This is a genomic window from Campylobacter sp., assembly GCF_030528245.1.
Taxonomy (GTDB): domain Bacteria; phylum Campylobacterota; class Campylobacteria; order Campylobacterales; family Campylobacteraceae; genus Campylobacter_D.
In genome coordinates, this window is the sequence record NZ_JAUMZG010000009.1 from 1 (window position 1) to 23564 (window position 23564).

The window sequence follows — 23564 nt, forward strand, 5'->3', positions numbered from 1 at the left end:
AAGCTCCCCCAAAGGCTTAAATTCCACGCCGTTGGGGCGTGCTGTTTGAGTAAGGGTTTCGATAAAATTCATCGCTTAGTCCTTGATGATATGCCCTACAAATTTAGAGGCGTTATCCATGATCAAGCCGCCCTTTCTAAAGCCTAGCCCACAGCCCTCGTAAGCAAAAAATACCCCCGCTTGATAGGACTCGCTCTCGTGGGAATTTAACGGCGTGTAGCGTTGGTAAATAAAGCCGCCGTTGCCGTAGGGGCCGACATTTTCGCACGCGGTGCGGCCGTCCTTTATGATGCTGACATTAGCACCCTCACGGCCAAAAAGGGGCTTTTTCACATAATCGCCCTCTAAAGGCTCAGAACTCGTCTCTAAAAGTAGGGGATGGTTAGGGTAAAGCTCCCAAAGCACTTTTAAAATGCCCTTTGACTGAAAAAGTAGCGTGTAGGCGGGGTTTAGAATAATCGCCTTTTGATGACGCATAATCTGCGTCAGAAGTAAGGCCAGCTCACCCTCATCGATGGCGATGTCCTCCCACGGGATGAGCTTGAACCAGTATTCGTAATTTTGTCCGTTGTGAAAAATGCCCTCAGGGCTAAATTCTACCGCATCGGCGTGGGCGAAAGCCGTCTCAAAGCCTGCCTCGTGTGCGATGTGGGCTAAAAGTCGTGTGGTAAGCTCCTCCTCATCACTCCCCGCTACGCTAGAAAAGAGAATTTTCCAGCCCTGATAATGCTCCTCAAAACTCTCGACGCTTTCTTCTAGGGTAATGAGGCGCTTGAAATTATCCAAAAGGCTCTCGTAAATGCTGTTAAACTGGGCGGCTTCATCGAGGCCGTTTTGCTTGAGAAGAGCCCATTGTAAAATGGCGCTTTCAAAAAGAGAGGTGGGCGTGTCGGCGTTAAATTCCAAAAGCTTGATAGGCTGTCCGTCAAGGCCGCCTGCAAAATCAAAACGGCCATAAAGATGCCAGTGGACTTCGTTTTCCCAGCTCATTTTGATAGCGTCTATGAGATTGAAAGGGATGCCAAGCTCGCCGAAGCGGTCGTTGTCGATGACATTTTGCGCGGCGGCGGTGAACATATCATAAAGCTCGTTAGCCGCTTCGTAGTAGGCGTTAGCCTCGCTTGCTTTCACTTGCACGACTTCGCCCGGGAGGTAGTCGCTGCCGTCTGCATCCGTGTGCCACGAAAAGCCTATGCTCTCGAGGTAGGATTTTTGCAGGGGGGGTAAATTTAGAAGGGTCATTTTAGCTCCTTTGGTTTATTGTGCGGTTTGTGATTTGAAACATCAAAAAAACTTTTTTGTTCGATGATTGTTTGGCGCAATTTGATCTTTTGCCCATCGATATCCTTTGGAATTTGTGGTAGCTCAAAATAATTTTTAAGCCCATTCCAATCGCATTCCCTTAAAGTAATAATTTCATTCAAATGAAAACTCACATAAAAATCGCCAACTTTTGAAATGAATTTTTCTGCTTCAAGCTTTGCTCTTGCTATCTTACAATACTCGCTATCTTTTTCAAAGCCTATAAATTTTCTGCCTAATCTTTTGGCGGCTAGAGCGGTTGTGCCTGTGCCTAAAAAGGGATCTAGGATAACATCCCCCTTTTCGCTACTCATTAAGATAATGCGTTCTAGCAGATGTGGGGGTAGTTGGCAGGGGTGATTATCTCTATTTTTGGCGTGGCGGATTCTATGAATATCGCTCCACACATCAGAGCAAAGAGGACCAAAGGGGTGTAAAATATTTTTCTTACCCCCATAATCTTTAAATAAAACGCCCCGCCTATCTCTCTTGTGTGGATGGCGCACTTCTTTAAAGCGATTTTTTGCTTCCCCTTTAGAATAAAATAAGATTCCATAATGAGCAGGTTGCAAAGTTTTACCCATAGGAGCAGTCATTGCCTCCCAACTTATCCAATGGCGAAAAATAGCTATTTCATTGAGAAATCCTGCATAAAAAGTAAGCCATTTTGGGATATTGTGCAAAAATATAAAGCCATCATCTTTTAGCACACGCACACACTCACTTATCCAAGCTTTACACCACGCTAAATATTCAATTTCTAAAAGCTTATCTTTATGAGAGTTGTATTTTTTCTTTAAATTAAAAGGAGGGTCAGCAAACACACAATCTATACTTCCACTTGGAATCTTTGCCAATAATTCTAAGCAATCGCCCTGTAAAACTTCATTTATAGGTAGCATATTCATCGTGCTAACCTTTTTTGCAAGAAAATTCTAAAGCGTTCTAATTCATCACTTCTAAAAGTAAAAACTTCATCATAAGCTTCAACCATTCTTTGTAAATCTTGTTTTCTCACATACCAGCCTATACCATCAACAAAACCCACAAAAATAGCTTGTGGGTAATATTTTTTAATCAGCTTTCCTACGATGATTTCTGTTTTTGCTTTGTCGCCCTGCCCTGAACTTGTTGTGCTTAAAAATGAAGATTCTATAATGATTTTAGGGTTTTGCTTATTTGGAATAATAAAATCCATTGTGCGTTTATTTAGATTCTCATTTTTGCTTAATAGCGGTAAATCGCCATTTTCAAAAGAAATATTAAGCTCATTTAAAATTCCTTTAATGCTAGATTCTGGATTATTCTGCATTGCACCGCTATAAGAGCCTCTTTGTCTATAACGCACGAGAGTATCAAACATAGCAATAGGTTCAAAATTGATTTTTAAAAAATTAAGTTTTTGCAATTCAAACAAGGGTAATGTTTTTGCTAAAAATGGATTTGATGAACCTTTGAAAAACAGATTGATTAAGCCTTTTGCAAAAAACTCGTTTTTTCTAATGAGCGTTTTTATTTTTTTATCACCCCATTCTTTAACATCGTTGTTATTGTCTGTATCATTCCACTCGTGCAAGTATAAAAGCGTTGATAAATCTTTGTTATTTACAATTCTTGCTATAGTAATAATGCGTTTTAAATTTTCATTTGCTATACCATTTAACACAAGCAGAGATTCTAAGCCAAATTCATTATTTTGTAAAAATTCTACAAAGACACTTTCAATGCAACCTTTATTTTTCACTTCATTTTGCAAATGCAAAAGCAGAGTTTTTAAAAGATTTATAGTATTTGCTTCATAATTCTCTTCAAACTCATTATTTGAGAAATAGAAAGAATTTTTAGTAATTACAATTTCATATTTTTTCATTTCTCACTCAATGCTCCTGCTCAATCGTCCCCATGAGGTTTAGAAGTGCTTGTCTTCACCACGCGCTTCAATCCTCTCGACTTCGCGATGAGGCAATCCATCGCTCTTAAATCGCTTAAAATATTCATCAATCTCTTCTCGCATCTCAATCCCAACTTCCTCAAATGCTTCTAACAACATAGCATAACTGCCAACTCCACCTAAAAAATCCCAAAATTCATCGGCCACTTTTAGCTCAAACTCTAAATCTAGCATCCCTGCCATAGTCCATCTTTCATAAGGTTTTGGTTCATAAGGATTATAAGGGATAGCAATAAGTGTGTGAATCTCGCTTTGTGGATTTGCGTAGGCATAACTTGCCACCCAAGTTAAAAGTGTGCGTTTGAATTCCTTAAAGCCTCCCTTGTTAGGTTTAGCGGTTTTAATATCAATCAAATACACGCTAAAATCTTTTTGCAAAAATAAGTCAATTTTTGTAGGCTTTACCCTGCTTGTTTCTCCACTTTGCGCTACTTCTAAAATTCTAGTAATTTCGCTCTGTTTGTTTGGTTTAGCATTTGCGCTTTCTAAACTATCCATAATTTCTTGTATCACCTTTTGGGCATTTTTAGTTACAGTATCCCCTGCGCTTACTTGGCGTTTAATGCTATCAAATTTCGTTAATCCTAGCTCTTCTGCAACAGGCTCAAAAATACTTGTGCCAAAATTTGTATTAAGACTTTGGATAAAGCTATATAGTGCCATTCTATCCTTGTGTGAAAGGGCATATAGCTACTTTCTGGCTTATAGTTTTCAAATTTATTTCTTAAAGCTTGAATGAGTCTATTTTTAATGGCTTGTTTCATTCTTGTCCTTTAAATGAAAAATGCTCTCACTGTAAGCATTTGTATCCTTTTCGCTACGATTTAGCACGGGTCTATCATAGCGTTTAACAATCTGCATTCCCGCCATTTGGGCAATACTTGGATAGAGATTAAATTTATCATTTGCTACTAAAAACACATTGTAATCTTGCTTTAAAAAGTTTTTTGCGTTGTTTAAAGCCATTGCGATTGCTTTTGCATAGTTTTCTTTAGCATTCTTGCTTTGCCCTTTTAACTTTGCACCTATTTCTAAAGAATCTTTTCGTTCTAAGCTAAATAGCTCATAGCTATAAGCGTGCTGTTCGTGATAATCTATTAATCCCACATAAGGCGGAGAGCTAAAGATTCCAGCAATTTTTTGCGAATGCAAGAGATTAGCAAAAGTGGGATTTTGCTTTTTTACTTCGTTTATAATATCCACATCACAAGAATTCGCATTAAGACACAGACTAAAACAATCACTTTTTAACACTTCAAACTCTTTAATTCTTTTTAGCGTATCCTTTGCATAGCTTTTAAACCATTTTAAAGAGCTAAAAAGTGGCTTACAAATCCTGCCGTGCTTTTTGCAATAATAGCTCTTTAACATAGGCTCTTTTAAAGTAGTCAAATCAGCGTGCGTAGTCGCTCTGCAACTGCGTGCTGTCCGGCTTAAAACAATACTTAAAATATTTTGCAAGTCTTTGGGAGCTTTTATAATTTCATTTTTCAGTAAAATAAGTTCTTTCTTGATGGATTCTATATACCAAAAATCTAAAAAACTTCCATTATTTTTAACATTTAAATCAATATTGAATTGCTTAACTAGCTTGTCATAAATGCTTAAAAATTCTCTTTCTTTTATTCCCCCATAAACTTTTTCATCAATTTCTTTTAGCACCACTTTGCGTTTAAATTCTTTAGGAAAAAACTCTGCATTAAACGCATTTAAACGCTGATTTAAAACCTCTTCAAAAGCCTTTATATTGCTATTTTCATAAAAAGATTCTAAAACTTGGATAAGTCTATAGCATTCACTTTCTAAAAGATTACTATCATAACGCCCTAATTTTGCATTAACAAGCATAGTATTAAAGCAAGAAATGTCAATCCCAATGCTGTGCATCCCCAATTCACTCGCCACACATAAAGTCGTGCCACTTCCTGCAAAAATATCCAGCACAATATCGCCTTTTTGAAAGCAAGATTCTGTCTTTAGTGTATCAGTATGAGAGTCTAAAAAATACTCCACAAGCTGAGGGATAAATTTGCCTTTGTAGGGGTGGAGTCTATGGATATGCTTTGTCGTTTCTGCCTCCTTATAATTTGCAAAAGCGAGTGGGTGGCTATGGCTTTCTTGTATGTAAAGCGTATCATAATAGGCCTTTAGCTCATCTTTGCTAATCAAATTTTCCTTAGGATCACTCGCATGATTTGCTATTTTTCCATAGTTGATAAGATACAAGATGTTAGAATTTGTTACCCTTTTGTTTAAATACGCACTCGCCCACGCACTCGCTTCTTTGATGCTGAAATTCTCCATCACTCACGAGCCAAAGCTTGATTGCGTCCCGCCAGAGCTTGTCTTTGCGCCCGAATTTGCACCTGAATTCGAGCCGAAAAAGCCAGACTTCGCTCCGCTAGCACCCCCTGCAGTGCCGCCTTTGTTGAAGCTATTCATACTCCTTTGATAGGCGCTTTGGTTGGAAAAGGTGCCCCTCTGTTGGTTGGCAAAATTTTGATTGTTGAAAAGCTTTGAGCCTATCCAGCTACCCAAAATCGCCCCCGCCGCACTCGCTAAAAGCGTCTCACCCAGGCTAAGCCCCCCCGAGCTCACCTGTCCGCCCTCCTTCGTCAAATTTGAAGTGCCGTTGTCGATTTTAGCCGCCTCATCTTTGATAAGCGCGTCCATTTCCTCCTTAGTCAGCACCCTCTCCGTGCCATCAAGCTGCTGCAAGACCACCCGCGTTTCAGCGCTAGGAAACTGCTCTTTGATCTTATACTGGCCCGGAGCGGTTTCTTGGATGATGACAAAGGCGCCCTGCTGGGAATTTTGCTGCGCGACATGAGCGCCCTCATCGCTCCCACACCCTGCCAAGGTTCCGCCGGCCACAGCGGCCAAACCACTCGCCATACCGATTTTAAGGATTGTTTTGATTTTTCGCATCGTCTGCCCCTCGTCAATGAAATTTGAAAATTTTAACCAAAAATAATCAATCACAAAACAAAACAAAAGATTAATGAAAGAAAAACAAACCCCCCGCAAAGGGGGAGTTTTGGCTAGAGTCTTGATTCGTAGCGTCTGAGCATATAAAGCCTTTTGAGCATCTTTTTGCGCGCTGAAATTTTTTGCTTTTTACGGATTTCAGTCATGGGCTCAAAAAACCTTCGCGCTCGCACCTCAGTCACAACCAGATTTCTATCCACTTGCTTTTTAAACCGGCGATACGCCTCGTCAAAAGACTCATTAGGATGCACCTTGATTCCGGGCACGACCCTTACCACCTTTCTGTTTGAATTTTAGGGGGCGAGGATTGTAAAATTTTGAGGGTTAAAAAAAGCTTATGAAAATTTTAAGATTTGTTTTTGTTTTTTGCATTACAATCGTGATTAACAAAATATTTACTAGGGGTTTGCGATGCAAGCGCACATGCAGGGGCACATCACGCATTACACGAGAAAAAGGTATGCCTTCTACTTCATCCTGTCTCTTTTTGCCTTCATTCTTCCCTTCATCAAAATCAACGACAATCACTTCTTCCTCCTGAGCTTTGACCACAAAAAACTCCATCTTTTTTTCATCGCTTTCAACACCCAGGAATTTTACCTCCTGCCCTTCGTTTTGATCTTGCTTTTTTTGACCATTTTTTTCATCACCACCCTCGCGGGTAGAATTTGGTGCGCGTGGAGCTGTCCGCAGACCATTTTTCGCGTGATTTATAGGGATTTCATCCAGACCAAGCTGCTTAAAATTCGCAAAAATATCCGCAACAAACAAAAAGAATACCCCGGCAATCTTCTCAAAAAAACCCTCGCCGTTTTGCTTTTCTACGCGATCTGTCTCGTGGCTGTGAGTAATTTGCTTTGGTATTTTGTCCCGCCTGAGGATTTTTTCAGCTACCTTCAAAATCCCGCCGAGCACAAGCTTTTGCTGGGAATTTTACTTTGCGCCTCTTTGTTTTTGTGCTTTGATATTACTTATTTGGCGGAGAAATTTTGCATCTTCGTCTGTCCTTATGCGCGCATTCAGTCGGTGATGTTTGACAACGATACCATGCAGGTGATTTACGATGAAAGGCGCGGTGGCGTGATTTATGAGCATCATACCAAGCTCCACAAAAGGCCACCGCAGGGAGAGTGCACGGGCTGTGAGGCCTGTGTGAGCGTGTGTCCTACGCACATTGATATACGCAAGGGGATGCAGCTTGAGTGTATCAACTGCCTTGAGTGCGCGGATGCTTGCTCCTCAGTGCAGGACAAGCTCGGTCGTCCCAGTCTTATCAGTTGGAGCAGTTCTGCGGCCGTGCAAAGCGGCGGGAGGGTGCGCTATTTTCGCTTTAGGACCGTGGCCTACTGCGTGGTGCTTTGCATCGCTTTGGCCGCGCTTTTTGTGATGGGCGCTAGGAAGGAGGGGGTGCTGGTCAATATCAACCGCAGCAGTGAGCTTTACGACCTTAGAAACAAAAGCGGCGAGCTTGAAATCACCAACGCCTACACTTTTTTAGTGGAAAATACTGACAACGAAGCGCACACTTATTATTTTGAAATTCAAGCGCGGGGCGAAAAAGACGGGATAAGCATCCTAAGGCCCCGTGCGCCTTTTAGGCTTGAGGCGGGAGCGAAGGCGAAGAAAATTGTCGTTTTGAAGGCAGAAAAGGCGCTGGCAAACGATCATGAAAAAGACAGCATCATCCCGCTGAGGGTTAAAATTTACGCCCTGGATGATGAGGGCATCGTGGCCCTTAGGAAAAGCATTTTCGTCTATCCTAGGGCTAGCATTTTGCAAGAAAAATGAGCCCAAAAACCCCCACCCCAAAATGCCTCGCCCGACAGGAGAAAATCAAAGCCGTGGCGCTGGAGCTTTTTCTCACAAAGGGTTATCACAACACCAGCCTTAGCGACATCATTAAAATTTCAGGCGGTTCTTACACGAACATTTACAGCGCTTTTAAAAATAAGGAAGGCTTGTTTTTTGAAATTTTAAACGATGTTTGCAGGGAGCATTTTGAGACGATAAATTCTAAGATCGCAAAGATCAAAAGCGAGAAATTGGACGAAATTCTTTATTCTTTTGGACTGAGTTTTGTGGAGATTTTCAACACGCCCCAAAGCATCACCTTTGGAAAAATCATCTATTCGCAAGTTTATAGCGGGGATAAAACCCTGGTGGAGTGGATCAAAAACAATCAAAAAAATTTCGCCTTCAACATACTCGTGCAGTGCTTTCAAAAGCAAAAAAACGCCTATCTGGTGCAAAATGCGCAAAAACTGGCCGACTTGTTTTGCGTGATGCTCAAAGAGCCCTTCCACAGCCTCAACGTCCTGACCGATTTGCCCCCTATGAGCAAAAAAGAGCAGGAAAGGCATGTGAAATTTGTGAGCGATTTTTTTCTCAATAGCATCAAAGAGGCGGGTAAAATTTACCCTTGATTAATCAAATTTATTTTAAAATGGGCTTTTAAAATTGTAATTAAAATTACTATTTTAAAAGCGATGATTTTGCGAATTTTAAAAACAACAAGGCAATTTACGATGAAAAATTTTAAAAAACACGCCCTCATTTTCCTCGGCGCAAGCCTCTTTTTCAGTGCCTGCTCTAAGGAGGATGAGGCGGCTAGGACGCTGCCGCCACAGCCTGTGAGTACTTTCACGGCAAGGGCTGAGGATCTCGCCCTTAGCTTTAGCTATCCTGCCGAGCTTGTGAGCGATTTGGACGTCATCATCAAGCCTCAGGTGAGCGGGGTGATAAGGGAGCAGTTTTTCAGGCCCGGCGACAGGGTTAAAAAGGGGCAAAAGCTTTTTTTGATCGAGCCGGATAAATTTCAGGCCAGCGTCAATATAGCCTATGGTAAGGCCCTCACCGCGAGGGCAAACTACGAAAATGCCAAGAAAGAATTCGCAAGAAATAAGCTCCTTTTAAGCAAAAAAGCCATCTCGCAAAAGGAATACGACAACTCCCTCGCCGCCTTCAACAGCGCAAAGGCCAACCTCACCAGCGCCAGAGCCGAGCTTGAGAGCGCCAGGATCGATCTGGCCCACACGGAGATCAAAGCGCCCTTTGATGGGATGGTCGGCGATGCCTTGGTGAATGTGGGAAATTATGTGAGCGCTAGCAATACCGAGCTCGTGCGGGTAACGAATTTGAACCCCATTTACGCGGATTTTTACATTTCAGATACCGACAAACTCAGGCTTGATCGCAATTTGCAAGATGGCAGGTGGCAGGTGGATAATCTTAAGGTTGAATTAAAATTAGGTGCTGATGTGGTGGAGGGGAATTTGACCTTTATCGATTCTGTCATTGACGCAAAAAGCGGGAGCGTGAAGGCTAAAGCCGCCTTTGATAATCAAAACGGCACTCTGCTGCCTGGAATTTTCGCCCAGGTAGAATCTCAGGGTTTCACACAAAAAAACGGCTTTAAAATTCCAAAAATCGCCCTCTTGCAAAATCAAGAGGAGGTCTTCGTCTACACCCTAGTGGATGGGGAAGTAGTCAAAACCCCCATCCACATCGTCTATCAAGATAACGAAAGCATCATCGTGGATCAGGGCCTGAAGGAAAACGATAAGATCATCACCAGCGGCTTCAAGCAAATCAGGCCGGGCGCTAAGGTCGTGGAAGCTGGGAGTCGGTGATGTTTTCTAAATTTTTCATAGAAAGGCCCGTTTTTGCCTCCGTTGTCGCCATCATCATATCCTTGGCGGGGGGCATTGGGCTTGCTTCTTTGCCCGTGGAGCAGTATCCCACCCTCACCCCGCCCACGGTGAGCGTGAGCGCGACCTACTCCGGAGCTGACGCCAAAACCATCGCCGAAACCGTAGCCATCCCCATCGAGGATGCGATCAATGGCGTGGAGAATATGATTTATTTGGAATCAACCTCATCCACCTCCGGGCAAATGCGCCTCACCGCTTATTTTGACATCGGCACAGACCCTAACCAAGCCACCGTGAATATCAACAACAGAATTTCATCCGCCACGGCAAAACTGCCCGAGAATGTTAGGAAATTAGGCGTTACGGTGAGGAATTCCAACTCGAGCATTTTGGAAATCATCTCGCTTTATTCGGATGATGGCTCGATGGATGCGGTGGATATTTACAATTACATCTCCCTCAATGTGCTCGATGACATCAAAAGGGTCCCGGGCGTGGGGGATGCCTTTGCCATAGGGGAGAAGAATTATTCGATGCGTGTTTGGCTGGATCCCACCCTGCTGAATAAATTTCAAATCACCGCCAAAGAAGTCCTAGCGGCCATTAGAGAGCAAAATGCTCAGTACGCCACGGGCAAAATCGGCGAGGAGCCCGTAGCAGAAAAGTCCCCCTTCGTCTATTCCATCACGATGCAGGGTCGCCTTCAAAATTCCCAAGAATTTGGCAATGTCATCCTAAGGGTCAATGAGGACGGCTCGTTTTTGCGCCTGAAGGATGTCGCTCAGATCGAGCTTGGCTCACAAAAATACTCCTCGCAAGGGCGCTTTAACGGCAAGGAGGCCGTGCCCATCATCATCAATCTCCAATCAGGCGCCAACAGCATCAACACCGCTAAGTTGATCGATGAAAAGATGAAGGAGCTTGCTAAAAATTTCCCGCAGGGCCTGCAGTATGCCGTGCCCTACGACACCACGACCTTCGTTAAGGCTTCCATTTCTGAGGTGATAAAAACCTTCGTTGAGGCTTTGATTTTGGTCGTGATTGTGATGTATATGTTTTTGAAAAATTTCCGCGCCACCCTCATCCCGATGATAGCCGTGCCCGTATCCTTGCTGGGGACCTTTGCGGGGCTTTACCTGCTGGGCTTTAGTATCAATCTCCTGACCCTCTTCGCCCTGATTTTGGCCATCGGCATCGTGGTTGATGATGCCATCATTGTCGTGGAAAATGTGGATAGAATTTTACACGATGATCCCACCATCTCCGTAAAAGACGCCACCATCGCCGCGATGGGGGAGGTTTTTTCCCCTGTCATTTCCATCGTTTTGGTGCTTTGTGCGGTCTTCATCCCCGTTTCTTTCATCTCAGGCTTCATCGGTGAAATTCAAAAGCAATTCGCCCTCACCCTAGCCATCTCCGTAACCATCTCAGGCTTCGTCGCCCTCACGCTCACGCCCGCCCTGTGCGCCTTATTTTTGAAAAGGACCACCAAAGAGCCCTTTTATGTCGTCAAAAAATTCAACGATTTTTTCGATCGTTCAACCAGCGTTTTCAGCGCGGGAGTGGCCTATATTTTAAGGAGAATTCTCCGCTTTGTTTTGCTCTTTGCTCTCATGTTAGCGGCTACGATTTATCTTTTCCTCTCCGTGCCAAAGTCCCTAGTGCCGCAAGAAGATCAGGGCATGGTGATGTCCATCATCAACCTCCCAGCCGCCGCGTCCTTGCACCGAACGGTAGAATTCATTGACAGCATGGCGAAAAACGACATCGCCCAGCTCAACGGAGTGGACTCCAGCGTGTCTCTCATCGGCTTTGACCTCTTCACCAGCTCGCCAAAAGAAAACACAGGCGCCCTCTTCATCAGGCTCAAAGACTGGGCGGATAGGAACGTCAGCTCCTTTGAGCTTGTCAAAAATCTCAACGCAAAATACTTCCTCAATCCCACAGCCCAGAGCTATTTTTTGGACCCTCCTGCCATACCCGGGCTGAGTATCACGGGCGGCTTTGAGATGTATTTGCAAAATAGAAGCGGCAAGAGCTACGAGGCCATACAAGAGGATGTGAACAAGCTCATCCTAGCCGCAAACGCGAGAAAAGAACTTGTGGGCGTTCGAACCACTTTGGATACCAATTTCCCGCAGCTCAAATTAGAAATCAACCGCGACAAACTCAAGCTTTACGGGCTCAATCTTGAAGATGTCTTCACCACCATCAATGCGACCTTGGGGACCTATTATGTCAATGACTTTTCCCTTTTGGGTAAGAATTTTCAAGTTAATGTCCGTGCTAAGGGTGATTTTAGAAACACCGGCGAGGCTCTTAAAAATATCTTTGTCAAGTCAAACGATGGCAAAATGATCGCTCTTGATTCCATCCTCACGCTCAAAAATAGCGCGGGTCCTGATGATGTGAAGCGCTTCAATCTCTTTCCCGCAGCGCAAGTTCAGGGCTCACCCGCCCCCGGATACAGTTCAGGGCAGGCCATGGCGGTGATGGAGGAGCTTGTCGGCGAGAATTTGGGCGAGGATTACACCCTGGCCTGGTCAGGCACCTCCTATCAAGAGGCTACGAACACAAACACAGGCACGGTGGCCTTCGTCTTGGGGATGATCTTTGTCTTTTTGATTTTGGCCGCGCAGTATGAGAGGTGGCTCATGCCCCTAGCCGTCATCACCGCCGTGCCATTCGCGCTCTTTGGTTCTTTGCTCTTCATATGGGCGCGGGATTTTTACAACGATGTGTATTTTCAAACAGGCCTACTCCTGCTCGTGGGACTTTCGGCGAAAAACGCCATCCTCATCGTGGAATTTGCCATGGAGGCGCATCTGAGGGGCAAGAGCATCTTTGAGGCCTCCGTTGAGGCGGCAAAACTGCGCTTTCGTCCCATCGTGATGACCTCTTTGGCCTTCACTTTAGGAATTTTACCCCTCGTGCTTTCAAGCGGGGCAGGAAGTGCCGCCCGCCACGCTCTTGGCACGGGTCTCATCGGAGGGATGCTCGCGGCCTCGACCCTGGCGATCTTCTTCGTGCCGTTGTTTTTTTACCTTTTGGAAAGCCTTAACGCTTGGATTGACAAAAAGAGGAGTGGGGCCAATGCGTAGTATTTTGTGGATTTTTCTCGCCTTTTTTATGGGCGCTTGTTCGCTCAAGCCCAGTCTGGACCTCAAGGATGCGAATTTCACAAGCACGGAGGGGCCTGTAAATTTTTCCAAAGAATGGTGGAGGGATTTTAGCGATGAGAGGCTAAACGCCCTCGTCGAAAAGGCCCTCAAAAACAATGCGGACTTAAGGCTTGCCGCTATCAATTTAGAAAGAGCTAGTGCCGAGCTTGGCATCAGTAGGAGCGAGTTGTTGCCCAAGCTTGATGGCAGTGCTGGGGCTAGCAGGAACAAAAGCGCCATCAACGCTCCCGCAAATCGCACGGGGAATTTCAACTATGGCAATGACTTTAAAATGGGATTGAATTTAAGCTATGAGGTGGATTTGTGGGGGAAGTATCGCGACAAATTTGGCGCGGCCGCGGCGGGGGTGAGGGCTGGAGAATTTGACTATGAGGCGGCTAGGCTGTCCATCATCGCTAAGGTCGTTCAGCTTTATTTCAACAGCGCCAATGCCTATGAAAATCTAAAAATTCTCAAAATGAGTCTGGAGGATTATACGCAAATTCACGCTCTGAGGCAGGCGCAGTATGAGGTGGGTGCTATTTCGGACTATGAATGGGCGCAAAGCAGGGCCGAGCTTGAGGGCGTGAGGGCGCGATACACAGCGGCCGTGGATGCGAAAGAGGAATGGGTCAGGGCCTTGAAAATTCTCGTTGCGCAAGATCTTGATGATGTGCTTTACAATGAGGAGGAATATCAGCACTTTGAGGGCTTTGCGAGGTCCTTGCCTGAGGGAATTTCAAGCACCATCCTGCTCCAGCGTCCCGACATCGCCGCGGCTTTGGAAAAACTGGTGCAGCAAAATTACCTCGTGGGCGTGGCCAGGAGCGCGTTTTTGCCCAGCCTTTCTTTGACGGGAATTTTGGGCTTTGAGAGTGGGGATTTGGATAGCTTGGTGAAAAATGGCAGCCAATCGTGGAGTGTGGGGGGGCAGTTTTTGATGCCCATCTTTCACTGGGGGGAAATTTATCAAAATGTAAATTTGGCCAAACTCAGCAAAGATGCGGCCTTTGTTGCGTATGAAAACACGCTCAAAACAGCCTTTGCGGAGGTGCGTTTTGCCCTTTCACGGCGAAAAACAAGCCTGCAAAATTATGAAAACCACGAGGCCCTGCTCAAGGCTCAGGAAAAAATTCACGCCCTCGCTATGGCTCGCTATGAAAGCGGGGCCATCGGGCTTGGTGAATATTTGGACGCTAGGAGGAATTTGCTGGAGGCTAAGATTTCTTTTTCCAACGCAAGATATGCGGTGGCTAATGCTATCGTTGATGTGATTAAGGCCTTTGGCGGGGGCTTTAGGGCGGACAAAAATGGGGACTGAGTCCCTTAAAGCGCGTTGCTTAGATCCTTGGAGGGATTGATTTCATAGGCCTTAAAAATGGCTGGAAGCAGCTTTCTCATCGCGTAATCAAAATGATAAAATTGTCTATAAACCTCCTCAGCCCTCAGATCCTTTGCTGCTTTGAAATCAAAAATGTCCGTGTTTTCAAGCTTTTGAAGATGGGCGTCAAAAAAGGCGTAAAATTCGGCCCTTTGCTTCAATAGCGCGTTGAGATTTTCTATAATTTTATCCCTATCCATCGGGCTGCTCCTTGTTTTAAAATTTCTTTCATTTTATAGCATTTAATCAAACGGGGGGCGAAAAATTTAAGATTTTATTCTGGAGAAAGTTGCTAAAGTTTGGGCTTCATTTTCAAAATCTAGGCAAAACGATGAATTTTATCCAAAATTTGGCTTTGAAATACTCACATCTCATGATGCAAAAATCTCTAGCAAGGGGCTTTAATGTCGAGCTTTTGAAAGAGCCGCAAAGCAAGACGCCTCAAAAAGAAAAAAGCTACATGCTCTATGCCCACATCCCATTTTGCCATACCTTTTGTCCTTATTGCAGCTTTCACAAATACTACTACGATGAGAACTTGGCTAGGGCCTATTTTGAAAATTTAAGGCAGGAGATTCGCATCATCAAGGAGCGGGGCTTTGACTTTGACTCCATGTATGTGGGCGGAGGGACGACCCTCATCAATGAGGAGGAGCTTTTAAAAACCCTTGAGCTTTGTAAAAAGCTTTTCAGCATCAAGGAAATTTCTTGCGAGAGCGATCCCAACCACATCGTCCCCGATAAGCTCGCTATGTTCAAGGGCGTGATCGACAGGCTAAGTTGTGGGATCCAAAGCTTTGATGATGAGACCTTAAAAAAGGTCGCGAGATATCATAAATTTGGCTCGAGCAAGGAATTGCAAGAAAAAATTTCTAAGGCCTTGGGGATTTTGCCGATTTTTAGCATTGATTTGATCTTCAATCTCCCCGGACAAAGCGAAGGGCAGCTTTTAAACGACCTTAATATCGCTAAAAATTTAGCCCCGCAGCAAATCACCACCTACCCCCTGATGAAATCAAACCTCACCCAAGAGAGCATCGCTAAGGCCTTGGGCGTGGATGTGAAGGATAACGAATTCGCTTTTTATCGAATCATTTGCGATTTTTTCAAGGACTATCAGCAAAATAATGGCTGGTCCTTTTCAACAAGCCAAAACAAGCTCAACGACGAATATGTCAGCTCTCATCATGAGTATTTAGGCGTGGGAAGCGGGGCGTTTAGCTTTTTAAACGGGGAGCTTTTGATCAATGCCTTCAACCTCAATCACTACGCAAAACTCATCAAAGAAAAACAAAATGCCAACATCGCTAGGGCGAAATTTTCACGAAAAGAAATCGTAAAATATGTCTTTTTGACTGAAATTTTTGCGGGGAAGATCGAAGTGGATGCCTTCAATAAAACGCTAAATTGTGATTTGGAAAAAGAGCTTTTCATCGAGCTTTTGGGGCTTAAAACGGCTAAGGCGATAGCGCAAAGGGGCAGCACGCTCACCAGCACAGAATTTGGCAAATATCTTTTTGTCGTTTTGATGAAGGATTTTTACACGGGGATGGATCTCGTAAGGGCAGTGTTTAGGGATGATGCGAGGCTTAAAAACAAGGACTTTATAGACATTATGAGGGAGAGGGTCCAGCCCCTCAGCGCCCTGAGTATGCAGCACGATTAAAAGGGGCGCACGACCATCATCAGCGCGATGATGATGAATAAAAGCGTGGGAATTTCATTATAAATTCTAAAATAGCGGACGCTTTTTTTGCAGCCATCCTTCGCTAGGGCCTTGAGGCAGTAGAAATTGTGAAAATGATAAAAAATCAAAAGCAGGGCGCAGGTGAGTTTGGCGTGCATGAAACCCGCCCCCACCATCAAAACCTCCTTGTGAGCATGAAGCATCAAACTCCCGCTGATGATGGCCACTATCATCGCAGGGGTGCTGATTGTCCAAAAAAGCCGCCCTTCTTGAAGCTTTACCACGCGAACGAAGCCCTCGTTGTCTTTGTTTTCCGCGTGATAAACAAAGAGTCGCGGCAGGTAAAAAAGCCCCGCCATCCAAGAAACAAAGCCCAGATAGTGCACGAATTTGATCCATGCGTAGTATTCATTGATCCATTCTGTCATTTTTTCCCTTTCTCCATAAAAATTCCTTCACCAAAATCAAAGCAACGCTCAAATTTATCATCACATCCGCCACATTAAAAATGGCAAATTCAAAGCCCTTATGCCAAAAAAACATATCCACAACCCCCCCGTGTATGAAGCGATCGAGCAAATTTGAACACCCCGCTCCAAGCATCATGCCAAAGGCGATGCGGTGATCTTTTAGAAATTTTTTCTGCCAAAACAAATAAATAAAAAGCCCAAGCAATATGGCCAAATGCAAGTATTTGAGATGATGCTCTAAAAAGCTCAGCATCGAAAACGCAACGCCCCTATTGAAAGCAAGTGTCAGGTCAAAATACGCACTCTCCCAGCGCAAACCCGCTAAAGTGAGGGATTTCACCCACTGATCAAGCAAGAACACACCGGCAAAGGCTGAGCAAAAAAGCCCGTAGCGTTTAATCATTTAAGGCTTTCTTAAAAAAGGCCTCCACGCCCTTCATTTCTCTTTCCAAAAGCTTAAGATCCCTAGCCTCCAAAAGCAAGCGGATGAGATTTTCCGTGCCTGAGTAGCGAAAAAGGCTAGCAATGCCCTTTTTATCAAGCTCGGCCTTGAGCTCCTTCAGGCCCTTAAGTTTGCCCAAATCCTTCTTTTGTGAAATTTTAAGATTGCTCAAAAGCTGCGGGTAGGGCTTGATGTGCCCCAAAATGGCGCTCGCGCTTTTTTTCTTTGAAAGCATCAGCGCCGAAAACTGCAAAGCCGCTATCAGGCCATCGCCCGTTTTCGCATAGTCGCTAAAAATGATATGCCCACTCTGCTCCCCGCCGAAATTCCCCCCGCAGGCCTTGAGCTTTTCGAGCACAAATTTATCCCCCACGTTGCAGGTTTCAAGCTCGATGCCGTTTTTATTTAAAAATTCCCTCAGCGCACCGTTGCTCATGATCGTAGCCACAACGCTAGCCCTTAATTTACCCTGCTCCTTGAGATAAAGGGCTAGGACGCCAATCAGGCTGTCTCCATTGGCCACGACCCCCTTCTCATCGACCACCACAAGCCTATCCGCATCCCCATCAAAGGCAAAGCCCACATCGGCCCTTAGCTTTTTGACCTCAAGGGCTAAATTTGCAGGATGCAAGGCGCCGCAATTTTCGTTGATGTTTAGCCCGTTGGGATTTTCATTCATCACGATCACCTCCGCCCCAAGCTCCCTAAAAATAGTCGGTGCGACCCTGTAAGCAGCCCCGTGTGCTGTGTCCAAAACCACGCGCAGGGGCTTTAGGGTGAGGGTTTTGGGAAAGGAATTTTTAATGCTGACGATGTAGCGCCCGATGACATCATCGATGCGCTTGGCTCGGCCTATCTGCTCCATTTCTGCCTTGTTCGCCTCGATGATGGTGTCGTTAAAATAAATTTCCTCGATCTTGCGCTCGATTTCTTCGCTAAGCTTGTTGCCCTGAGAGTCAAAGAATTTGATGCCGTTATCAAAATAAGGATTGTGCGAGGCGGAAATCATAATCCCCGCATCGCAGCGCATATCCTCGGTCAAAAAGGCTATGGCTGGGGTGGGCATGGGTCCTACTTGGATGACATTGTAGCCGATGGAGGTGAGCCCTGAGACTATGGCGTTTTCTATCATGTAGCCGCTGCGGCGCGTGTCTTTGCCGACTAAGATGTTGTTCGTTACGGTTTTGTCTTTAAAATAAATTCCCGCCGCCATCGCCAAACGCATCGCCAGAAAGCTGTCTAAAAATTCCCCCGCCCTGCCGCGAACTCCGTCCGTGCCAAAAAGTCTCATCAGCGCTCCCTTTTGATTGAAATTTAAGATGATTTTAACCTAAATAAAGCAAATCAAACATTTTACAAGCATCATTAGAATTTCGCGCCTTAGCGTTTGGGGGCGGATTGGGCGCTAATTTTTACGCTTGGGGCACTGCTTCATTGATGGCCTAATATTTTGTTGAAATTTTACCCATCGCGGTGGGGTGAAATGCGCCTCGCAAAAACCCTCCGCCGAGCTTTAAACCCCCTAGCTTTTAACCAGCTAAAAGGTATGTTTGGGTCGTTTAAATTTTGTTCGTTTCATTTTGCAAGAATCGAGAAGATTGAAAAGTTGCGGGGGAAAAATGGAAAATTTAATCATCTACGCTATGGCCTATCTTTTGGGATCCGTTCCTTTTGGGCTCATTTTGACCAAAAATTTTGCAAACATCAACATCAAAAATCAAGGCTCAAAAAGCATCGGCGCGACCAATGTTTTACGCGTGGTTAAGGCAAGCGATCCAGCCCTTGCAAAGCGGCTTGCTTTTGCGACCATTGTGCTTGATTTTTCTAAGGCCTGTGTGCCCCTTTTGGTTTTGAAATTGTTAAATTATGATTTAAATTTACTTTGGAGCGTGGCGGTTTTGATCGTTTTTGGGCATTGTTTTTCGCTTTATTTGTTTTTTGAGGGTGGCAAGGGTGTCGCTACGGGTGCTGGCGCCATGATAGTGCTTTTACCCTTGGAGCTTTTGAGCGCTTTTGCGGTGTGGCTTCTTGTGGGTAGGGTGTTTAAAATTTCATCCTTGGCATCGCTGATTGCCCTAGCGACCTTTGTCGTTGCTTCGTTCGTTTTTAACGCCGACATGCCCGTGATCGACACGCACGCGCCTGTGTTTATCATTGCCTTCATCATTTTGTATAAGCATTTACCCAATATTAAAAGATTGTTTTTTAAAGAAGAATGCAAAGTCATATAAAAATCAAGCTAAAATTTAAGTGCATCATAGGAATTTTGGACTTTGAACGCAAAAAAAAGCAGACTGTGATTGTGAAGATCAAGGCTAAGGCGAATGATTTTTTGGATTATGCCAAGGTCGCAAAACGCGTCAAAAAAATCTACAAAAAACACAAATTCCAAACCATAGAAGAATCTTTAAGGTCAAGCTCCCAGAAACTCAAACAACATTTTCCGCAAATTTATTATTTAAAAATAACCACACTCAAGCCTCAAATCATCAAAAACGCAGAGGTTGGAGCCAGCGTCAAGAATTTTTTTAATTTTTTTTAAGTTATATAAACATTAATTTAAGTTTCGTAAAATCGCTTTAGAATTTTTTAATCAAAGGATGCAAAATGAGAATTTTAGTTGTGGAAGATGACATTGGTCTTAACAGAACCATCATAGATAATCTTAATAAATTTGGCTATCAAACCGACTCTGCGGAGAATTTTAAAGATAGCGAGTATTTTATTGAAATCAGGCATTATAACCTCGTTTTGGCGAACTGGACTCTTGCCGATGGCGAGTGCGCGGATCTCATTCACACCATCAAACAAAAATCGCCCAAAACATCCGTGATTGTCATTTCTTCTAAGAATGACAAAGAAAATGAGCTTAAGGCCTTGAAGGCTGGGGCTGATGATTTCATCAAAAAGCCTTTGGATTATGATCTTCTTTTGGCTAGGATTGAGGCTAGGCTGAGGCTTGGTGGTACGAATGTGATCAAGATTGAAGATCTGATCATCGATCCCGATGAGGAAAAAATCACCTACAAGGGGCAGGATATCGAGCTCAAAGGCAAGCCCTTTGAGGTCCTCACGCATCTGGCCAGACACTCCGATCAGATCGTTTCCAAAGAGCAGCTTTTGGATGCGATTTGGGAGGAGCCCGAGCTAGTAACCCCCAATGTCATCGAGGTGGCCATCAATCAAATCCGCCAAAAAATGGACAAGCCCCTAGACATCTCTACCATAGAAACGGTGCGTCGCAGGGGCTACCGTTTTTGTTTTTCTAAAAAATCTTAAAATTCCATTTTGACGCGGAATTTTTAACCTTGTTATTGTATAAGCTTTTTTATTTGAAAGGGTGAGCGATGTCTCTTTTGATAACCAAAGATTGCGTGTGTTGTGATGCTTGTAGGGAGGAGTGCCCGGATGGTGCGATTTATGAAAACAGCCCCATTTATGTGATCGATCCTGATTTGTGCTCTGAGTGCGTTAATGATTTTTCCGAGCCTGTTTGCATAGTCGCCTGTCCTTATGAGTGCATTGTGCCCGATCCTAATAATGTGGAAAGCATAGAGGAATTGCGGCTTAAAAATCGTAACCGAGAATTTTAATGGCAAAAAAAACTGCCGTTATAGATTTGGGTTCTAATTCCATAAGAATGATAGTTTTTGAAAAAACATCCCGTTATGGTTTTTACACTGCGGCAGAATTTAAAAGGAGGGTGCGGCTGGGTGAAAACGCATACAACAACGGCAAAATTCTCCAAGAAAGCGCCATGCAAAGGGCTGAAGAGGCCTTGGGCTTTTTCAAAGAATGCGCCGCGAGGCATAAATGTGCCAAAATACTCATCGTCGGCACTTCCGCTTTAAGGGACGCACCCAATTCTAAAGACTTTATCAAGAGAATCAAAGACAAATTGGGGCTAAACATTCGCTGCATTGATGGCAAAAATGAAAGCTACTTGGGTGGATTGGCGGCTTTGAATTTGCTAAGTCCCTTTGGGGACGCCACAACCTTAGACATCGGCGGCGGCTCCAGTGAGCTGTGCCTCATCAAAAACAACAAAATCATCGATTGTATATCCCTAGACATTGGCACGGTGAGGCTTAAGGAGCTTTTTTATGATGCGGATAAGCTGGACGCTCTGGATGCTTTTTTGGAGCCCTTGCTGGAGCGCATCCCCCCTCATTTTAGCAATCACAACCTCATCGCGATAGGCGGGAGCTTGAGGGCCATCTCCAACTCCATCATGCAAAAAAATTCCTACGCCCTCAAAAATCTCCACGACTTTTGTTACGATTTTAAGAAAGAAAAAGGCCATATTTTAAAGATTTTAAATTCAAACACGGACGCCCTGATAAATTGCGGCATCAAAAGAGACCGCTTTGATACGATTAAAGAGGGGGCCTTGATCTTTGTCAAAATCGCCCAAAAACTCGGTGCAAGGAGGATTATCACAAGCGGAGTTGGGATTCGCGAGGGGGTTTATTTGCAAGATTTATTAAGGCCTGCAAGTCGCTTCCCTCATAATTTTAATCCCAGCTTAAGATCCCTTCAAGATAGATTTTTAAAAAAGGAGCTTCGTTACAAAACCTCATATTTTGCTGCGAAAATTTTTGAGATTTTGCGAGAAATTCACGGCTTGGATCACAGATACAAGCACCTCTTACTCACCGCAGCCAAGCTCTGTCATATTGGGGAGTGCTTGAATTTTTATTTCGCCAATGAACATGCGGCGCATTTTATTTTGGGGGGGCTTAATTATGGATTTTCTCACCAAGACAAGGCCCTCATCGCAAGCCTCATCAAGCTCAATGGAAAAAAGCCAAATCCCTACAACAACGACCCGCTAACCGCCCTACTACCGCACATCAAGATTGTCATTTGGCTGGGTTTCATGCTGGGGCTTGCTAAAAACATTCATGAGGACGGGGTTGAGTTTAAATTTCTTAATAATACCTTATACATCTACAGCCCTGCAAAAAGGCTCAATCTGCCCCAAGATGAGTTGAAAAAAATCGCCAAGCCCACCATCATAGCCCTAGCTATCAATCAAAGGCCCTAAGTTTTCCTCTGCCTTTCTAAAATGAGGTTTTGAATTTTTCTTTTGTTTTCCTCAAAAAACGAGTCGAAATTTTTCTCTTTGTCCTCTGTGCGCTCATCCTGCAAAAGCTCCCTGCTCTCCAAAAGCAAATTGGACGCTCCGACAATCAAAACATAGCGCTTATTTTCGTAATCCAAAACCATCAATCGATTATTCCTATCCAAGCCCCTTTGAAATTTGAGACGAAAATCCCCGCTCTCACCCCCCTTCGTCCTCTTAAGCCACCACAAAGCAAAAAGCAAAAGCACTAAAACCAGCACCACCAAAATATAAGTCGTGTAATCGTAGTCTTTTAAATTTGGATTTTTAGCCTGAGTTAGGGTTTGATTATCATCCAAAACACTGACCTTTTTTTCGCTCAAAATTTTCCCAGCTGGCAAAGCACGGATGCGAACTCCAAATTTATCATTCACAGAACTGATGGAAAAATCAAGCTTTTTTTTGTTTTGAAACATGATGAAGGTTTTGTTGTCCTTGTGCGTGATTTGAATTTTATCCACAAGCTTGGAATTTAGAGTCTTAAGGTCGTTTTTGGCCTCGAGGTTTTCAAAGCTCAAAAGCGTGAAATCGCCATTCTTGCTCTGCGAAATCCTACCCTCATAGGCCCCGTCAAAAGAAAGCATCAAATCGACGCGGTCATTTCTATCGTAAATATTATAGTCGATCAAACGCACCCCAAACAAAGGCAGAGCAAAAAGCAAAAAAAATATCCCCCGCATCAAATTTCTTTTTTGAAGTATTGCAAAACCGTTTTGGAATCTAAAATTTCATTAATCCTAATGGCGAGATTTTTCTCATAAACCATCACCTCACCCTTGCCAAAAATTCTTTTATTGATATACAGCTCCACGCTCTCTCCAGCGGGCTTTTCAAGGTCGATCACCGAGCCAACCTCCAGCCTCAAAAGCTCCGCCACGCTCATATTGGTCGTGCCAAGCTCACTGACAAATTCCACCGTGATATCTAAGATGTCCTCATAAGATTGCAAGAGGCCATGCACATCCTGCCCCAAGTCATCCTTCATATTTTGATGAAGCCTATTCTAAAAAAATACCCATCAAGCTCATAGCTCAAGGCCTCATCCAAAACGATCTTTGAAAAATCCACCCGGCCAAGATACTCAGGAATGCCCAATTTATACACACCCTTCCCCCTACCATCGTTGAATAAATTTTTCGCATAGCCTATGATTTGATTGGCGCATTCTTTGGACAAATCGCACCAATTGTCCTCTTTGAATTTGTGATTGCTCACCAAAACATCGGCAAATTTTTTCAAAATTTCCTCAGGGAAAAAAAGATAAAAATGATAAGCGTCGACATTTTCGCCCTCGATGGGGATGGAGGCTCCATACAGCTCACCTCCTATATTTTCGGCCTTTTGTAGATGCAACTTCAAAATATGCTCGCAAAAATGCGTGATGGAGTACTCCAAAACTTTCACCAT

The 23564-nt window shown here is 44.1% G+C and carries 25 protein-coding genes; 11 read left to right on the forward strand and 14 right to left on the reverse strand.

Annotated elements, in window-relative coordinates:
- Positions 1-75 precede the first annotated feature (75 nt).
- The 7 genes from Q4A73_RS02750 to rpsU all read right to left on the reverse strand — a co-directional run bounded on the left by Q4A73_RS02750 (position 76) and on the right by rpsU (position 6507).
- A complete protein-coding gene (locus Q4A73_RS02750; RefSeq protein WP_303205908.1) occupies positions 76-1242 on the reverse strand; it encodes a glutathionylspermidine synthase family protein in 1167 nt (388 codons plus the stop codon).
- Positions 1239-2210 carry a site-specific DNA-methyltransferase gene (locus Q4A73_RS02755; protein ID WP_303205909.1) on the reverse strand — a complete coding sequence of 324 codons (972 nt, stop codon included), beginning with the start codon at positions 2208-2210 and terminating at the stop codon, positions 1239-1241. The genes Q4A73_RS02750 and Q4A73_RS02755 overlap by 4 nt, the downstream gene beginning before the upstream one ends.
- Positions 2207-3172, reverse strand: a complete 966-nt coding sequence (locus Q4A73_RS02760; protein ID WP_303205910.1) for a DpnII family type II restriction endonuclease — start codon at positions 3170-3172, stop codon at positions 2207-2209. The genes Q4A73_RS02755 and Q4A73_RS02760 overlap by 4 nt, the downstream gene beginning before the upstream one ends.
- Before the next feature lie 39 nt (positions 3173-3211).
- Positions 3212-3916: a TdeIII family type II restriction endonuclease gene (locus Q4A73_RS02765; RefSeq protein WP_303205911.1), complete on the reverse strand. Its 705-nt coding sequence runs from the start codon at positions 3914-3916 to the stop codon at positions 3212-3214.
- Positions 3917-4000: 84 nt separating this feature from the next.
- Positions 4001-5557 (reverse strand): DNA methyltransferase, encoded by a 1557-nt coding sequence (locus tag Q4A73_RS02770; protein ID WP_303205944.1) that lies wholly within the window; start codon positions 5555-5557, stop codon positions 4001-4003.
- 3 nt (positions 5558-5560) lie between these two features.
- On the reverse strand, positions 5561-6181 hold the full coding sequence (locus Q4A73_RS02775; RefSeq protein WP_303205912.1) for a UPF0323 family lipoprotein: 621 nt from the start codon (positions 6179-6181) through the stop codon (positions 5561-5563).
- A gap of 113 nt (positions 6182-6294) precedes the next feature.
- Positions 6295-6507 (reverse strand): 30S ribosomal protein S21, encoded by a 213-nt coding sequence (gene rpsU, locus Q4A73_RS02780; protein WP_303205913.1) that lies wholly within the window; start codon positions 6505-6507, stop codon positions 6295-6297.
- Positions 6508-6664: 157 nt separating this feature from the next.
- Here rpsU and ccoG point away from each other — a divergent pair, with 157 nt between their 5' ends.
- From ccoG to Q4A73_RS02805, 5 genes are all read left to right on the forward strand, one after another.
- Positions 6665-8029, forward strand: a complete 1365-nt coding sequence (gene ccoG, locus Q4A73_RS02785; protein WP_303205945.1) for a cytochrome c oxidase accessory protein CcoG — start codon at positions 6665-6667, stop codon at positions 8027-8029.
- The gene (locus tag Q4A73_RS02790; protein WP_303205914.1) at positions 8026-8664 is read left to right on the forward strand and encodes a TetR/AcrR family transcriptional regulator; all 639 of its coding nucleotides are present in this window, start codon (positions 8026-8028) and stop codon (positions 8662-8664) included. The genes ccoG and Q4A73_RS02790 overlap by 4 nt, the downstream gene beginning before the upstream one ends.
- A 102-nt stretch (positions 8665-8766) precedes the next feature.
- A complete protein-coding gene (locus tag Q4A73_RS02795; protein WP_303205915.1) occupies positions 8767-9870 on the forward strand; it encodes an efflux RND transporter periplasmic adaptor subunit in 1104 nt (367 codons plus the stop codon).
- On the forward strand, positions 9870-12992 hold the full coding sequence (locus Q4A73_RS02800; protein WP_303205916.1) for a multidrug efflux RND transporter permease subunit: 3123 nt from the start codon (positions 9870-9872) through the stop codon (positions 12990-12992). The genes Q4A73_RS02795 and Q4A73_RS02800 overlap by 1 nt, the downstream gene beginning before the upstream one ends.
- A complete protein-coding gene (locus Q4A73_RS02805) occupies positions 12985-14373 on the forward strand; it encodes a TolC family protein (RefSeq protein ID WP_303205917.1) in 1389 nt (462 codons plus the stop codon). Before Q4A73_RS02800 ends, Q4A73_RS02805 begins: the two co-directional genes overlap by 8 nt.
- Before the next feature lie 5 nt (positions 14374-14378).
- Here Q4A73_RS02805 and cmeU read toward each other — a convergent pair whose 3' ends face one another.
- Positions 14379-14633, reverse strand: coding sequence for a CmeU family protein (gene cmeU, locus Q4A73_RS02810; protein ID WP_303205918.1), 255 nt, complete (start codon positions 14631-14633; stop codon positions 14379-14381).
- A gap of 131 nt (positions 14634-14764) precedes the next feature.
- Between cmeU and Q4A73_RS02815 the strand changes: the two genes are divergently transcribed.
- Positions 14765-16099, forward strand: coding sequence for a coproporphyrinogen III oxidase family protein (locus tag Q4A73_RS02815; RefSeq protein WP_303205919.1), 1335 nt, complete (start codon positions 14765-14767; stop codon positions 16097-16099).
- Here the strand turns inward: Q4A73_RS02815 and hemJ are convergent.
- Genes hemJ through glmM form a run of 3 tightly spaced genes read right to left on the reverse strand, consistent with a single transcriptional unit; the run spans position 16096 to position 18323 of the window.
- A complete protein-coding gene (gene hemJ, locus Q4A73_RS02820) occupies positions 16096-16548 on the reverse strand; it encodes a protoporphyrinogen oxidase HemJ (RefSeq protein ID WP_303205920.1) in 453 nt (150 codons plus the stop codon). The genes Q4A73_RS02815 and hemJ overlap by 4 nt on opposite strands.
- Complete coding sequence (gene lspA, locus Q4A73_RS02825) at positions 16529-16993, reverse strand: signal peptidase II (RefSeq protein WP_303205921.1); 465 nt, start codon at positions 16991-16993, stop codon at positions 16529-16531. Before lspA ends, hemJ begins: the two co-directional genes overlap by 20 nt.
- Positions 16986-18323: a phosphoglucosamine mutase gene (gene glmM, locus Q4A73_RS02830; RefSeq protein WP_303205922.1), complete on the reverse strand. Its 1338-nt coding sequence runs from the start codon at positions 18321-18323 to the stop codon at positions 16986-16988. Before glmM ends, lspA begins: the two co-directional genes overlap by 8 nt.
- Before the next feature lie 328 nt (positions 18324-18651).
- Here glmM and plsY point away from each other — a divergent pair, with 328 nt between their 5' ends.
- The 5 genes from plsY to Q4A73_RS02855 all read left to right on the forward strand — a co-directional run bounded on the left by plsY (position 18652) and on the right by Q4A73_RS02855 (position 22079).
- Positions 18652-19263 (forward strand): glycerol-3-phosphate 1-O-acyltransferase PlsY, encoded by a 612-nt coding sequence (gene plsY, locus Q4A73_RS02835; protein ID WP_303205923.1) that lies wholly within the window; start codon positions 18652-18654, stop codon positions 19261-19263.
- Positions 19248-19574, forward strand: a complete 327-nt coding sequence (locus Q4A73_RS02840; RefSeq protein ID WP_303205924.1) for a dihydroneopterin aldolase — start codon at positions 19248-19250, stop codon at positions 19572-19574. Before plsY ends, Q4A73_RS02840 begins: the two co-directional genes overlap by 16 nt.
- Before the next feature lie 65 nt (positions 19575-19639).
- The gene (gene hsrA / locus Q4A73_RS02845; RefSeq protein WP_303205925.1) at positions 19640-20311 is read left to right on the forward strand and encodes a homeostatic response regulator transcription factor HsrA; all 672 of its coding nucleotides are present in this window, start codon (positions 19640-19642) and stop codon (positions 20309-20311) included.
- Positions 20312-20379: 68 nt separating this feature from the next.
- A complete protein-coding gene (locus tag Q4A73_RS02850) occupies positions 20380-20625 on the forward strand; it encodes a YfhL family 4Fe-4S dicluster ferredoxin (protein ID WP_303205926.1) in 246 nt (81 codons plus the stop codon).
- Positions 20625-22079 carry a Ppx/GppA phosphatase family protein gene (locus Q4A73_RS02855; RefSeq protein WP_303205927.1) on the forward strand — a complete coding sequence of 485 codons (1455 nt, stop codon included), beginning with the start codon at positions 20625-20627 and terminating at the stop codon, positions 22077-22079. Before Q4A73_RS02850 ends, Q4A73_RS02855 begins: the two co-directional genes overlap by 1 nt.
- On the opposite strand, the gene Q4A73_RS02860 is transcribed toward Q4A73_RS02855, so the two are convergent.
- The 3 genes from Q4A73_RS02860 to Q4A73_RS02870 are packed head-to-tail and all read right to left on the reverse strand — an operon-like array spanning position 22076 to position 23564.
- Positions 22076-22837 carry a hypothetical protein gene (locus tag Q4A73_RS02860; protein WP_303205928.1) on the reverse strand — a complete coding sequence of 254 codons (762 nt, stop codon included), beginning with the start codon at positions 22835-22837 and terminating at the stop codon, positions 22076-22078. The two genes, Q4A73_RS02855 and Q4A73_RS02860, sit on opposite strands and share 4 nt — an antisense overlap.
- Positions 22837-23142, reverse strand: a complete 306-nt coding sequence (fliN, locus tag Q4A73_RS02865; RefSeq protein WP_303205929.1) for a flagellar motor switch protein FliN — start codon at positions 23140-23142, stop codon at positions 22837-22839. Before fliN ends, Q4A73_RS02860 begins: the two co-directional genes overlap by 1 nt.
- A complete protein-coding gene (locus tag Q4A73_RS02870; RefSeq protein WP_303205930.1) occupies positions 23139-23564 on the reverse strand; it encodes a hypothetical protein in 426 nt (141 codons plus the stop codon). The genes fliN and Q4A73_RS02870 overlap by 4 nt, the downstream gene beginning before the upstream one ends.